General features: G+C 50.4%; 12 protein-coding genes. 8 read left to right on the forward strand and 4 right to left on the reverse strand.

From position 1 onward, the window contains the following. Window position 1 precedes the first annotated feature (1 nt). From PCI15_RS06585 to PCI15_RS06620, 8 genes are all read left to right on the forward strand, one after another. Window positions 2-964, forward strand: a complete 963-nt coding sequence (locus PCI15_RS06585; protein WP_271273540.1) for a D-alanine--D-alanine ligase — start codon at window positions 2-4, stop codon at window positions 962-964. A gap of 2 nt (window positions 965-966) precedes the next feature. After that, window positions 967-1,824: a cell division protein FtsQ/DivIB gene (locus PCI15_RS06590; RefSeq protein WP_271273541.1), complete on the forward strand. Its 858-nt coding sequence runs from the start codon at window positions 967-969 to the stop codon at window positions 1,822-1,824. Window positions 1,825-1,876: 52 nt separating this feature from the next. Next, window positions 1,877-3,115, forward strand: a complete 1,239-nt coding sequence (gene ftsA, locus PCI15_RS06595) for a cell division protein FtsA (RefSeq protein WP_271273542.1) — start codon at window positions 1,877-1,879, stop codon at window positions 3,113-3,115. 113 nt (window positions 3,116-3,228) lie between these two features. Then, window positions 3,229-4,422, forward strand: coding sequence for a cell division protein FtsZ (gene ftsZ, locus PCI15_RS06600; RefSeq protein WP_271273543.1), 1,194 nt, complete (start codon window positions 3,229-3,231; stop codon window positions 4,420-4,422). Window positions 4,423-4,552: 130 nt separating this feature from the next. Beyond that, entirely contained in the window at window positions 4,553-5,464 is a 912-nt protein-coding gene (lpxC, locus tag PCI15_RS06605) for a UDP-3-O-acyl-N-acetylglucosamine deacetylase (protein WP_205658633.1), read from the forward strand. A 196-nt stretch (window positions 5,465-5,660) separates the two neighbouring features. Further along, the gene (gene secA / locus PCI15_RS06610) at window positions 5,661-8,396 is read left to right on the forward strand and encodes a preprotein translocase subunit SecA (protein ID WP_271273544.1); all 2,736 of its coding nucleotides are present in this window, start codon (window positions 5,661-5,663) and stop codon (window positions 8,394-8,396) included. Window positions 8,397-8,495: 99 nt separating this feature from the next. Then, window positions 8,496-9,713, forward strand: coding sequence for a bifunctional glutamate N-acetyltransferase/amino-acid acetyltransferase ArgJ (gene argJ / locus PCI15_RS06615; RefSeq protein ID WP_271273545.1), 1,218 nt, complete (start codon window positions 8,496-8,498; stop codon window positions 9,711-9,713). 15 nt (window positions 9,714-9,728) lie between these two features. Next, window positions 9,729-10,661, forward strand: a complete 933-nt coding sequence (locus PCI15_RS06620) for a Nudix family hydrolase (RefSeq protein ID WP_271273546.1) — start codon at window positions 9,729-9,731, stop codon at window positions 10,659-10,661. 43 nt (window positions 10,662-10,704) lie between these two features. Here the strand turns inward: PCI15_RS06620 and PCI15_RS06625 are convergent, their stop codons facing one another. The 4 genes from PCI15_RS06625 to PCI15_RS06640 are packed head-to-tail and all read right to left on the reverse strand — an operon-like array spanning window position 10,705 to window position 13,665. Beyond that, entirely contained in the window at window positions 10,705-10,932 is a 228-nt protein-coding gene (locus PCI15_RS06625; RefSeq protein WP_336296733.1) for a DNA gyrase inhibitor YacG, read from the reverse strand. 16 nt (window positions 10,933-10,948) lie between these two features. After that, entirely contained in the window at window positions 10,949-11,545 is a 597-nt protein-coding gene (gene coaE, locus PCI15_RS06630) for a dephospho-CoA kinase (protein WP_271273547.1), read from the reverse strand. Window positions 11,546-11,547: 2 nt separating this feature from the next. Further along, complete coding sequence (locus PCI15_RS06635) at window positions 11,548-12,414, reverse strand: prepilin peptidase (RefSeq protein ID WP_271273548.1); 867 nt, start codon at window positions 12,412-12,414, stop codon at window positions 11,548-11,550. A gap of 24 nt (window positions 12,415-12,438) precedes the next feature. Further along, complete coding sequence (locus PCI15_RS06640; RefSeq protein WP_271273549.1) at window positions 12,439-13,665, reverse strand: type II secretion system F family protein; 1,227 nt, start codon at window positions 13,663-13,665, stop codon at window positions 12,439-12,441. Window positions 13,666-13,674: the final 9 nt, after the last annotated feature.

The following is a 13,674-nucleotide window of genomic DNA, read 5'->3' on the forward strand; positions in this document are numbered from 1 at the left end:
TATGGCTGAATATCGTATTGATGCGCAGTTACAGGACCGTTTTGGCCGGGTTGCTGTAATTTATGGCGGGAATTCGGCAGAACGTTCGGTGTCCCTGAAGAGCGGTGCAGAAGTGCTGCAAGCCTTGCAGAATGCCGGTGTGAATGCGTTCGGTCTTGATTTATGCGGTGACGGTGAAAACCTGGTTGATGGTTTATCGCCGGTGCAGCAGTTAATGGATGCCGGTTTCGACCGGGCATTTCTGATCCTGCACGGCCGCGGCGGTGAAGATGGCACTTTACAGGGACTGCTGGAAATTATGGGCAAACCCTATACCGGCAGCGGTGTGATGGCATCCTCACTGGGGATGGATAAGGTCAAGTGTAAGCAAATATGGCAGGGGGCGGGCATGCCCACGCCTGCTTATGAATTGCTGACGGCTGACAGCGATTTCACCGCCGTTGCAGAACGGCTTGGTTTTCCGGTCATTGTTAAACCGGCTCATGAAGGTTCCAGTATCGGTATGAGTAAGGTCGCGGACATTGCCGGGCTGGAAGCCGCGTACGCTGAGGCGGTTAAATATGACCGGGCAGTGCTGGCTGAACAGTGGATTGAAGGGCCTGAGTTTACGGTCACTGTAATTAACGGTGAGGCATTGCCCGTTATCCGGCTGGAAACCCCGAATGATTTTTATGACTTTGAAGCTAAGTACCAGTCGGATGACACACAGTATCATTTTGATAACGAGCTGAGTGATGCTGAAGTAACTGAACTTCAGTCACTGGCCGTGAATGCTTTCAATATGGTGGGCTGTAAAGACTGGGGCCGGGTTGATGTGATGCAGTTACCCGGCGTTGGGTTTCAGTTGCTGGAAGTGAATACGCTGCCGGGAATGACTGATCATAGTCTGGTGCCGATGGCGGGCCGGAAAGCCGGTATCAGTTTTGAAGCGCTGGTGGTTAAGATTTTACGGGGAACGTTGTAAGTATGACGGCTGCAGAGCATCAGGATATCGCCAGCCCGGCGCCCAGAGGGGCATCGCGCACCCGGGCTAAAGCTGAGCCTGAATCTGTGGTCGCTGAAAAGCATACCTGGCGGTTATCAGTGTCCTGGCAAACTGACTGGTGGTTAAAGCCCGTCATTCTGCTGACCGCGGTGCTGGTGTTTGCTGCGCTGGCCGGCAGCGTTACCGAAAAGTTGTATATCTGGCTTGATCAGCCGGTTACCCATCTGACCGTTAAAGGGCAGACGCGTTTTCTGGATAAGACGGATCTGGCGAATAAAAGCCTGGCGGCGGTAAATGGCGGCCTGATGTCGGCGGATATCAACCGGGTTAAAGCTGAAGCGCAGGCACATCCCTGGGTGTATCAGGTGAATGTGGAGCGTCAGTGGCCAGCAAGTCTGGTGCTTGAAGTAAAGGAAGAGGTTCCGGTGGCGCGCTGGGGAGGCAATGGCCTGCTGAACCATGAAGGGGATATTTTCTGGCCGGAAGGTTCTGCTACGTATCAGCAGTTACCTTTGCTTGAGGGGCCTTCCAGTAATACCGGGCAAATGATGGCACAGTATTACGAACTGAGTCAGCGCTTACGGCATTTATCGTTACAGGTCGATTCTTTACAGATGGAAGCACGGGGGGCCTGGTCCCTGAAACTGAAAAACGGTGTGACTCTGGTACTCGGCCGTGAAGATTTAGTCGGCAGGCTGGAGCGGTTTGTCAGCCTGTATCAGTTGAGATTAAAAGATGATGTTGAGGCTGGTCGGATCGACCGGATCGACGTTCGCTATGAAAATGGTGTGGCAGTCAAATGGCGGCCACAGCCGGAAAACGCTGCTGATTTAGGTTAAGGCAGATTAGAGACAAGTGGGTAGGTAGTTCGTGAATGAGCCTGGAAATAATATGATTGTCGCCCTGGATATCGGTACCTCCAAGGTGGTCTGTCTGGTTGCAGAAATCAGTCCTGATGGAGGGATTGATATTGTTGGTATTGGCTCGCATGTATCCCGCGGTCTGAAACGCGGTGTGGTTGTAAATATCGAGTCAACCGTGCAGTCCATTCAGCGTGCAGTTGAAGAAGCTGAGTTAATGGCTGGCTGTAAAATTCACTCGGTTACAGTGGGTGTTGCGGGTAGCCATATTAAGAGTATGAACTCCCATGGCATCGTTGCTGTACGTGACCGGGAAGTGATGGATTATGACCTTGAGCGGGTGTTGGATGCTGCTCAGGCCGTGGCGATTCCTGCTGATGAAAAAATTATCCATATCCTGCCTCAGGAGTATGTGATTGATAATCAGGAAGGCATCCGTGAGCCGCTGGGCATGTCAGGGGTGCGTCTGGAAGCTAAGGTTCATCTGGTAACCGGTGCTGTGAATGCGGTACAGAATATTGAGAAGTGTGTCCAGCGCTGCGGCCTGGAAGTAGATAACAGTGTGCTGGAGCAACTGGCTTCCAGCTATTCGGTTCTCACTGAAGATGAGAAAGAACTCGGTGTCTGCATGGTGGATATGGGGGGCGGTACGACGGATATTGCCGTATTTACAGCCGGTGCTATCCGCCATACCGCGGTTATTCCGATTGCCGGTGATCAGGTGACCAATGATATAGCCATGGCGTTACGGACGCCGACACAGCATGCTGAAGATGTCAAAAAGAAGTATGCCTGCTGTCTGGCGCAGTTAACCGGTCCGGAAGAAATGATCAAGGTTGCCAGTGTCGGAGACCGTCCGGCCCGGGATTTATCCCGTCAGGCACTTGCTGAAGTGGTTGAACCCCGTTACGACGAGTTGTTTACCCTGATTCAGGCAGAACTGCGCCGCAGTGGATTTGAAGACATGATTGCTGCCGGCATTGTGCTTACCGGCGGCACTGCCAAGATGGAAGGTGCTGTTGAACTGGCTGAGGAAGTGTTCCATATGCCGGTGCGTTTAGCATTGCCTAAAGGTGTCCGGGGTATGGAAGATATTCTTGCCAGCCCGATTTACGCCACCGGTATCGGGCTGTTACAGCATGCCCGGCGGGAGTTGCCTGCAGGTGGTGCGGAACGCAGTTTTAAAGCAGAGCATCCTGTTGGCGAACCCCGGGAGCCGGCAGAGCCGCTGCTAAGCAGAATGAAAGCATGGTTTGCCAGAAATTTTTAAGTGTTTGTCCGGTAGTGACAGGCGCTGCCCCGTAGGGGCAAAACGAAATTATAAGATATAAAGAGTTTACAGAAGCCGGTGTGGGTCAGGCACTGAATCTGGAGGAAAGGGATATGTTTGAATTAGTAAATGATCTCGCGCAGAACGCGGTGATTAAAGTAGTAGGCGTTGGTGGCGGTGGCGGCAACGCGGTTCAGCATATGGTATCAACAGATGTTGAAGGGGTTGATTTCATTTGTGCGAATACCGATGCACAGGCTCTGGACCGTATGCAGGCGAAAACCCTGTTACAGATCGGCGGGCAGATGACCAAAGGTCTGGGAGCCGGTGCAGATCCGAATATTGGCCGTAAAGCGGCCGTTGATGACCGTGAAAAAATTGCTGAGATGCTACACGGTGCTGATATGGTTTTCATTACTGCAGGGATGGGAGGCGGTACCGGTACAGGGGCCGCGCCGATTGTTGCAGAAGTGGCAAAAGAGCTGGGTATTCTGACCGTTGCCGTGGTCACCAAGCCGTTCCCGTTTGAAGGTAAGAAGCGGGTTCAGTACGCCGAAGACGGTATCCGTGAATTACGGGAGAATGTTGATTCACTGATCATCGTCCCGAATGAGAAACTGATGCAGGCTCTGGGTCGCCAGTGTACACTGATCAATGCTTTTAATGCGGCCAATGATGTGCTCAAAGGCGCGGTGCAGGGGATTGCCGATCTGATTATCCGTCCGGGGATGATCAACGTTGACTTTGCGGACGTACGTACTGTGATGTCTGAAATGGGTACGGCCATGATGGGGTCCGGTACTGCCCGTGGTGAAAATCGTGGTACTGAAGCGGCCAGTGCGGCGATCAGCAGCCCGCTGCTGGAAGATATCGACCTGCACGGTGCACGGGGTATCCTGGTGAATATTACAGCCGGGCCTGATCTGGGGTTAGGTGAGTTTTCAGAAGTCGGTCAGGTGGTTGAAGAGATAGCTTCTGAGCAGGCTACCGTCGTAATTGGTACGGTAATCGATCCGACCCTTGAGGATGAAATCAAGGTTACGGTGGTTGCTACCGGCATTGATGGTGGCGCTGCTGTGGAAGAAACTGTGAAGGTTGTCAGCCAGAACCGTAAGCCGGATGGCAGCCTTGATCTGAAGCAGCTGGAAATGCCTGCAGTACTGCGCCGTAAGGGCGAAGATCTGCGGGCAGAAAATAATTTAGAGACCGCGGAACTATCCGCGCCAGCTGTGTCCAAAGAAAGTGATGGAGAGACCGATAGCGAATATCTTGATATTCCTACGTTTTTACGCCGTCAGGCAGATTAAACAGACAGTTCTGAACTGCAGATTTGATCAGGATTGAAGGCGAAAAATGCGCTGTAACCGGGATTGCTGTAATGCAGCAAGTTTTGTTACAATGTCGGGTTAATATGCGACTCAAAATTTGGCAGAGAATATGATCGGACAACGCACGCTAAGAAACAGTATTAAAGCTACCGGAGTGGGGCTGCACACAGGACAGAAAGTTTACCTGACGCTGAAGCCTGCGCCGGTTAATACGGGCATTGTGTTTCGTCGGGTTGATATCGAACCTGCAGTAGAAATTCAGGCCAGTGCCAATAACGTAGGCGATACTACCCTGTCTACCAATTTGCAGAAGGGTGACGTACGTGTTTCTACGGTCGAGCATCTGTTGTCTGCGATGGCGGGTCTGGGGATTGATAATGCCTATGTTGAGCTGAGCGCTGAAGAAGTGCCGATTATGGATGGCAGCGCTGCGCCGTTCGTCTTCCTGATTCAGTCTGCGGGTATTGAAGAGCAGAGCGAGCCAAAACAGTTTATCCGTATTAAGCAGGAAGTGTCTGTTTCTATGGATGACAAAGTCGCAACCTTTAAACCGTTTGATGGCTTCAAAGTCGGGTTTACCATTGATTTTGATCATCCTGCGTTTGCCGGTCGCAATATGGAAGCCAGCCTGGATTTCTCAAGCACATCTTTTGTTAAAGAAGTAAGTCGCGCACGAACTTTTGGTTTCATGCGTGATATTGAGTACCTGCGTGCACAGAACCTTGCGTTGGGTGGCAGCATGGATAATGCGATTGTTGTGGATGATTACCGCATCCTTAACGAAGATGGCCTGCGATATGATGATGAGTTCGTGAAGCACAAAGTGCTTGATGCGGTAGGTGATCTGTACCTGCTGGGTAAGAGTCTGATTGGTGAATTCCATGGCTTTAAGTCCGGGCACTATTTAAACAACCTGCTGTTACGTAAGTTGCTGGAAAATGAAGAAGCCTGGGAAGTGGTAACTTTTGAAGATCAGGACTCAGCTGTACCAATTTCATACCTGAAACCTATTCTGGCATAAGGTAAAATTGCCTGCGGGCAGTGCAAAATATTGATTAAAACCGGGTTTAGGCCCGGTTTTTTTATGTCTTTGAAAATATTCGCGGTTGAGATTCAACTTATTGCCCCAATAGAGGTAGAATGCTTGGCCAATAATAGTTTAGAACAGCGGCATGGATTTCAGCCGCTCACGTGTCTCAAGGGTTAAAAGTCACATTATGCTCACCTCGATGTTAAAGAAAGTTTTTGGTAGTAAGAATGATCGTGAACTCAAGCGGATGGGAAAGATCGTTAAACAGATCAATGCCCTTGAAGCTAACCTTGAGTCTCTCAGTGATGAACAGCTGAAACTGAAGACTGAAGAATTCAAACAAAGACTGTCCGACGGACAGTCACTGGAACAGATCTTGCCGGAAGCCTTTGCGACCGTCCGCGAAGCGTCCAAGCGAGTGATGGGAATGCGTCACTTTGACGTGCAGTTTATCGGTGGTATCACCCTGCACGAAGGCAAGGTTGCAGAGATGCGTACCGGTGAAGGTAAAACACTGGTTGCAACAGCACCTGTTTATCTGCGAGCCCTGACCGGTAAAGGCGTTCATGTTGTCACGGTGAACGATTACCTGGCCAGCCGGGATGCCGAGTGGATGCGTCCGCTGTATGAAGCGCTGGGCTTAAGTGTCGGTGTGATTCTTTCCGGACAGGATCCTGAAAGTAAGCGTGCTGCCTATCAGTCGGATATTACCTATGGCACGAACAACGAGTTTGGTTTCGACTACCTGCGCGACAACATGGCGTTCAGCGTTGAAGAAAAAGTGCAGCGGGACTTTCATTACGCCGTAGTGGATGAAGTTGACTCCATTCTTATCGATGAAGCCCGTACGCCTCTGATCATTTCCGGCCCGGCTGAAGACAGTTCTGAGCTTTACCGCCAGATGAATACGCTGATCCCGGGCTTACGCCGTTTTGAAGGTGAGATTGATCCGAAGAGCGAAGAAGAAGTTGATGGCGATTTTGCGGTTGATGAGAAGAACAAGAGTGTTGAGCTGACTGAGCAGGGCCATCAGAAGATCGAAGAGGTTCTGGTTGAAAAAGGCATTCTGGGCGAAGGTGAGAGCCTGTACGCACCTCATAACCTGAGTCTGTTGCACCACGTGCTGGCGGCGCTTCGCGCGCATAATCTGTTCCAGCGGGATATTGATTACATTGTTCAGGACGGCCAGGTGGTCATCGTTGATGAGCATACCGGCCGGATCATGCCGGGCCGTCGCTGGTCTGAAGGTTTGCATCAGGCGGTTGAGGCGAAAGAAGGCGTACACATCAATCAGGAAAGCCAGACCCTGGCTTCCACGACCTTCCAGAACTACTTCCGTTTGTATGAAACGCTGGCCGGTATGACCGGTACAGCGGATACTGAAGCATTCGAGTTACGTCAGATTTATGCGCTAGATGTGGTAGTTATTCCGACGAACGTGTCGGTTGCACGAATTGATTATAACGATCTGGTGTTCCTGACGGTGGCTGAAAAGTACGAAGCCATTGTTAAGGAAATTGAAGAGTGTGTGAAACAGGAACGTCCGGTACTGGTTGGTACGGCGTCTGTTGAATCTTCAGAACTGATTTCTGCCTTCCTGACCAAGAAGAATGTTCCGCATAATGTCCTGAACGCTAAGAACCATGGCCGTGAGGCGGGTATCATTGCTGAAGCGGGTCGCCCGGGGGCAATTACCATTGCAACCAACATGGCTGGCCGTGGTACGGATATTGTGTTGGGCGGTAAGCTTGATGCGGCGCTTGCCAAACTTGAAAATCCTTCAGAAGATGAAATTGCTAAGGCAACAGCTGAGTGGCAACAGCGCCATGATGCGGTACTGGAAGCCGGTGGCTTACACATTATCGGTACGGAACGGCATGAATCCCGCCGGATTGATAACCAGTTGCGTGGCCGTGCCGGCCGTCAGGGGGATAACGGTTCTTCCCGTTTCTTCCTGTCACTTGAAGATGATTTGATGCGTATCTTTGCTTCTGAGCGGGTACGTCAGTTCATGCAGGCGCTGGGGATGGAAAAAGGTGAGGCCATTGAACATAAGATGGTTTCCAATGCGATCGAAAAAGCGCAGCGCAAGGTAGAAGGCCGTAACTACGACATCCGTAAACAGTTGCTTGAATATGATGATGTTGCCAATGATCAGCGTCGTGCGGTGTACGAGCAGCGTAATGAGCTGATGGCCAGCAGTGATGTATCTGAAACGGTTACGGCTGTACGCAGTGAAGTGATTAATAAAGGCATTGATACCTTTATTGCACCTCAGAGTCTGGATGAGCAGTGGGATATCCCGGGGCTGGAGAAACATCTTGAAGGTGAGTTTGGTCTGCAGTTGCCGGTGCAGCAGTGGCTGGATACTGATGACTCTCTGCATGAAGAGTCCCTGCGTGCCAAAATCGAACAGCAAATTGTTGAAGACTATCAGGCGAAAGAAGCGATGGTCGGCCTGGATAACATGCGGACCTTTGAGAAGCAGGTTATGCTGCAGGTGCTGGATACTTTATGGAAAGAGCATCTTCAGGCAATGGACCTTCTGCGTCAGGGTATTCATCTGCGAGGCTATGCACAAAAGAACCCGAAGCAGGAATACAAGCGCGAATCCTTTATCCTGTTTGAGCAGCTGCTGGAAAATATCAAGACTGACGTTGTGAAGGTTCTGAGCAATGTTCAGATCCGTCAGCCTGAAGAAATCGAAGCGATGGAACGTCAGCGCCGTGAACAGGCAGAACGTCAGCAGATGGATTTTAAACATGATGCTGAATCTGCAATGGGTAATGGTGTTGAAGGTGAGACTGCCGCAGAACCTGTTGCTGAAACCTTTGTGCGTGATGAGAAAAAGGTTGGCCGTAATGAGGCTTGTCCGTGCGGTTCCGGTAAGAAATATAAACAGTGTCACGGTAAATTAAACTGATGATGCATTTCGAAGCTGCCTGAACCAGGTGGCTTCGGTAAAACATGTTTAACTTAAGAAAGCAGCCTGGCTGCTTTCTTTTGGTTGGAGGATATAAAAATGGCAGTAGGTAACGGTGCAATCCCTGAACTTCATCCGGTTGCGGGTATGCGTGTAGGTACGACTTCAGCAGGTGTAAAAACGCCGGGCCGTCCGGATCTGGTGCTGATGGAACTGGGAGAGCAGGCCACAGTGGCCGGGGTTTTCACCCTTAACCAGTTTTGTGCCGCACCGGTGCGTATCTGTAAGACAAACCTGCAATCAGATAAGCCCCGTTATCTGGTGATTAATACCGGCAATGCCAATGCTGGCACCGGTAAAGAAGGCCATGAAGATGCACTGACGTGCTGTCAGGCGGTTGCTGATCATGCTGGTGTAAAGCTGGAAGAAGTATTGCCATTTTCTACCGGTGTTATCGGCGAGAAACTGCCAGTTGAGCGTATTACTTCAGCGGTTCCTGCTGCGTTTGAGGCGTTGTCTGAGAATGGCTGGCTGGATGCCGCCAGCGGTATTATGACCACGGATACCCGCCCTAAGGCTTATTCAACTCAGTTTGAATATCAGGGGCAAACCATTACCTTTAGCGGTATTTCTAAAGGTGCGGGCATGATTAAACCGAATATGGCGACGATGCTTGCCTATGTGGCGACAGATGCAGCAGTGGATGCTGAGCTGTTACAGCAGATGCTTAAACGTTCAGCGGATAAGAGCTTTAACCGGGTCACCATTGATGGTGATACTTCTACCAATGACTCTTGCATGCTGATTGCAACCGGTGCCAGTGGGCTGAATGTTTCGGAAGCTGATGCCGAACTGTTTGCTGCCTTTAATCATGCCCTTGATGACATTATGTTGCAGCTGGCTCAGGCGATTGTGCGGGATGGCGAAGGTGCGACTAAATTTATTACCGTCTCTGTTGAACAGGCGGGCAGTTCAGAAGAAGCTCTGTTAGCAGCATATGCGGTTTCACATTCTCCGCTGGTGAAAACGGCGCTGTTCGCAAGCGATCCTAACTGGGGGCGGATTCTGGCGGCTGTCGGTTATGCCGGTATTGAGAATCTGGATGTTGATGCCTTACAGATCTATCTGGGTGATGTCTGCATTGTTGAAGATGGTGGACGTGCTGCCAGCTACACAGAAGACGCTGGTCAGGCGGTAATGAATGAAGAAGAAATCACCATTCGTATCGTACTGAACCGTGGCGATGTCGCTGAGACTGTCTGGACGACCGATCTGAGTAAAGAATACGTGTCTATTAATGCTGATTACCGCTCCTGAGCAGGACTGTTACCGATGCCTGAACTGATCCATGTTGCTGCGGCGGCCATTTTTAATCCGGAAGGGCAGGTGCTGCTTGCCCTGCGCAGTAAAAAACAGCATCAGGGCGGCCTGTGGGAGTTTCCTGGCGGAAAAGTAGAAGCGGGTGAATTGGTACGTGACGCCCTTGCCAGAGAGCTTGAAGAAGAGTTAGGCATCCGGATTGACCAGATGTCCACCCGGCCGCTGATCCAGGTGCCTTATCATTACCCAGATAAGTCTGTGCTGCTGGATGTTTTTAAGGTATCCGGCTTTTCCGGGGTGCCACATGGTGCTGAAGGGCAGCCACTGGAGTGGGTAAATATAGCGGATTTGGATAAGTATGACTTCCCTGCTGCAAATACCCCGATTGTGAATGCGCTGTTATTACCGGAGAAGATAGCCGTTACAGGCAGCGCTGAAAGTAATGCCCAGTACATCGAGAAATCTGCCGGTGCATTTAACAAAGGTGCGCAGTGGCTGATGTTAAGGGCTCACGGGCTGGCGTCTGCTGAAAGGACAGAGCTGGCCAGACATCTGATGGATCGTGAAGGGGCTGTTGTCTGCCTGAACGGAAGCATTGAAGAGGCGAATGCCGCGGGTGTTGACGCGTTGCACCTTACATCTTCCCGGTTGATGGCTTTGCAGGACCGCTCTGTGTTTAAAGGGCGCTGGTTAAGTGCCTCTTGTCATGATGAAGAACAGTTACAGCAAGCCGTGGCGTTAGGGCTGGACTTTGTTACTCTTTCGCCGGTTAACCCGACGGCAACGCATCCGGATCAGGAAGGGATCGGCTGGGATGCGTTTTCTCAGTTGGCGAATGCGTATCCGTTACCGGTTTATGCGCTGGGTGGCATGGCTGCAGAGGATCTGGAGATATGCTGGGACCATGGAGGTCAGGGAATCTGTGCAATCCGGGAGTTCTGGTGATTTGAGGAGCTCTGCAGAGAGCTCCTGATGCGGTAGCTGATTCTCAGTGCAGGCGTGGTTTCGCTTCGTCGATCCGGCTTTCCGGGTCTTCGAAACTGCTACTGTAATCATCCAGTTCCGGTTCGCTGGCAATCTGGTACTCTTCACTGGCCCAGGCGCCTAAATCCAGGGTCCGGCACCTTTCACTGCAGAAGGGCCTGGATTGATTGTTGGTGCTCCATTCATTTTTTTTGCCGCACTGGGGGCAGTCGACCATTGGTTTGCTCATCATCTGATCTCGGTACTTTTTACGTTTTAGCCTGCTGAAGAAACAGTGTATGCAGGCTGTCGACCTGTTCATCCAGCGCTGCTTGCGGGCCACTATTATCAATAATGTGGCTGGCTTTGTCTAAGCGTTCCTGCCGTGACATCTGAGCGGCGATAATTTTCCGGATCTGTTCAGCAGAGTTATTGTCCCTGGCGCAGCTGCGTTCAATCTGTAATTCCTCAGCTATATCTACAACGACAACGTCGTCGCACAGTAAGTACTGATCTGTTTCCAGCAATAAAGGGGAGGTCAGAATTGCGTAAGGGCTGTCAGCGCAGTTTAACTGGCTGACGATGCTCTCGCGAATAATGGGGTGGAGTAATTCTTCAAGCCACTTTCTTTCAGCCGGTGATGAAAATACCAGCTTGCGCAACCCAGCCCGGTTGAGAGTGCCGTCAGCATTAACAATCTCATCCCCAAAGTGCTGCTGTATTTTTGATAATGCCGGTGTGCCGGGTTCTACGACTTCTCTGGCGACAATATCCGCATCAATGACAGTTATACCAAGATTGATAAAGTGGTCAGAAACGGCCGTTTTTCCGCTGCCAATGCCGCCGGTAATGCCTATGATCAGCATCGTTATACCTGAAGGAAGTGTAAATAAAAACCGGTTATTTCACTGCCCCAAAGCATTGCGATCCACCCGGCACAGGCGAGGTAAGGCCCAAAAGGAATCGGGTTCTGAGCCTCATGCCGGCGCAACAGGATCATGGTTATTCCAAGCACAGCGCCGACCAGTGAGGAAAGCAGGATAATCAGCGGCAGCATGCTGGCACCTGCCCAGGCACCCAGTGCAGCAAGCAACTTGAAGTCGCCGTATCCCATGCCTTCTTTGCCGGTCAGTAATTTAAATAGCCAGTAAATGCTCCACAGGGACAGGTAGCCAAGTACTGCCCCCCAAAGGGCCTGTGGCAGTGAGGTAAAATAATCAAAACTGTTCACGATTAAACCCAGCCAGATCAGCGGCAGGGTGATCTTATCCGGCAGTAGCTGGTGGTCAACGTCAATCATAGTCAGGCAGATCAGGCACCAGGTTAAAAAGACCAGTGACAGGCTGACCAGATTAAAACCAAACTGGTAGACGATACAGGCGCTGAGTAATCCTGTTGTCAGCTCAATAAACGGGTACCGGAGTGATATCTTTATTTTACAGGACGAGCAGGCCCCTTTTAAAAACAGGTAGCTGAGAACAGGTATATTCTCATACCAGCGAATCTTGTGCTGACAATTCGGGCAGGCAGAAGCGGGTACGCTCAGGTTAAATTTATCAGTTGGCGTGGCTTCAGTGCTTTCATTTAATTCAGCTATCTGTTCTTCCCACTCCCGTTCCATCATCACTGGCAGGCGATAAATCACTACGTTGAGGAAGCTACCTACACACAGCGAAAAAATAAGGGTAATAGAAATAGAAAACCAGGGAGTGGCTGCAATGTATTCAATAATCATAAAATAGTAATTCGTTGTATCGATTCAAATAACTGAGCCAAGTTGGAAAATTGGCAGGTACATGGCGATAACCAGTCCACCTACCAGGATACCTAATATTGCCATGATCATGGGTTCGATCAGGCTGGACAGATTATCCACGGCATTATCAACTTCTTCCTCGTAGAAATTAGCAATTTTATCGAGCATCATATCTAAAGAGCCTGCTTCTTCGCCGATTGCAATCATCTGTGTGGCCATCGGCGGAAACAGCCCGGTCATATTTACGGCGTTTTTTAAAGACTGACCGGTAGAAACGCCATTTTTAATCTGCATGATGGCCGTTGAATAGACAATATTGCCCGAAGCACCTGCCGCTGATTCCAGGGCATTAACTAATGGGACGCCCGCAGCAAAGGTGGTAGAAAGGGTTCTGGCAAACCGGGCGATGGCTGAGTTATGCAGGATTTTCCCGATGATGGGCAGTTTCAGTACCGCGCGGTCAACGGACGCTCGAAGCTTCGCTGAGCTTTGCATCGATTTTTGGAACAGATAACCTGAGACAATTATTGCTAACAAGGCAATGAACCACCATTCGCGGGCCACCACGGAAAGTCCCACAACGAACTGGGTGAAGGCGGGCAGTTCAGCCCCAAAAGACTGGAAAACACTTTCGAACTGCGGAACCACCTTAATGAGCAAAATGGCAGATACAATGACCCCGATCACAATAACGGCGATGGGATAGGTCATGGCTTTTTTAATTTTAGCTTTCAGGGATTCAATTTTTTCTTTGTAGGTGGCGATCCGGTCAAGCATGGTCTCAAGTGAGCCAGACTGTTCGCCCGCCTGAACCAGATTGCAGAATAATTCATCAAAGTACTTTGGGTGTTTCTCCAGTGCTTTGGCAAAGCTGGTGCCGCTGTTAACGTCATTTTTCAGCTCATTGATGACTTTTTTTAGTTGTATTTTTTCAATGCCGTTCGAGACGATATCAAATCCTTGCAGCAGTGGAACACCGGATTTAAGCATTGTGGCCATTTGGCGGGTAAAAAGGGCAATGTCTAATGGTTTTATTGGCTTGGAGGCCTTGCTGAAAACGCTGCTGGTTTGTTTTCGTACCTTTCTGGGAAGTAAGCCCTGACGGCGTAACTGGGCCTTGGCAATGGTCAGGTTTTCAGCATCTATTGTTCCTTTACTGGGGTTGCCGGTTTTATCTTTGCCTTCCCATATAAAGGTAGTAGGTAATTTTTCTTTCTTTTTAATGGCCATGTATTGCTA

The organism is Aliamphritea hakodatensis (assembly GCF_024347195.1).
Lineage (GTDB): Bacteria > Pseudomonadota > Gammaproteobacteria > Pseudomonadales > Balneatricaceae > Amphritea > Amphritea hakodatensis.

Coding starts and splice junctions, on each gene's coding strand:
- PCI15_RS06585 (WP_271273540.1), top strand. CDS start 2: ATGGCTGAATATCGTATTGATGCGCAGTTACAGGACCGTTTTGGCCGG.
- coaE (WP_271273547.1), bottom strand. CDS start 11,545: ATGCTGATCATAGGCATTACCGGCGGCATTGGCAGCGGAAAAACGGCC.
- PCI15_RS06620 (WP_271273546.1), top strand. CDS start 9,729: ATGCCTGAACTGATCCATGTTGCTGCGGCGGCCATTTTTAATCCGGAA.
- secA (WP_271273544.1), top strand. CDS start 5,661: ATGCTCACCTCGATGTTAAAGAAAGTTTTTGGTAGTAAGAATGATCGT.
- PCI15_RS06625 (WP_336296733.1), bottom strand. CDS start 10,932: ATGATGAGCAAACCAATGGTCGACTGCCCCCAGTGCGGCAAAAAAAAT.
- PCI15_RS06635 (WP_271273548.1), bottom strand. CDS start 12,414: ATGATTATTGAATACATTGCAGCCACTCCCTGGTTTTCTATTTCTATT.
- PCI15_RS06640 (WP_271273549.1), bottom strand. CDS start 13,665: ATGGCCATTAAAAAGAAAGAAAAATTACCTACTACCTTTATATGGGAA.
- argJ (WP_271273545.1), top strand. CDS start 8,496: ATGGCAGTAGGTAACGGTGCAATCCCTGAACTTCATCCGGTTGCGGGT.
- ftsA (WP_271273542.1), top strand. CDS start 1,877: ATGATTGTCGCCCTGGATATCGGTACCTCCAAGGTGGTCTGTCTGGTT.
- PCI15_RS06590 (WP_271273541.1), top strand. CDS start 967: ATGACGGCTGCAGAGCATCAGGATATCGCCAGCCCGGCGCCCAGAGGG.
- ftsZ (WP_271273543.1), top strand. CDS start 3,229: ATGTTTGAATTAGTAAATGATCTCGCGCAGAACGCGGTGATTAAAGTA.
- lpxC (WP_205658633.1), top strand. CDS start 4,553: ATGATCGGACAACGCACGCTAAGAAACAGTATTAAAGCTACCGGAGTG.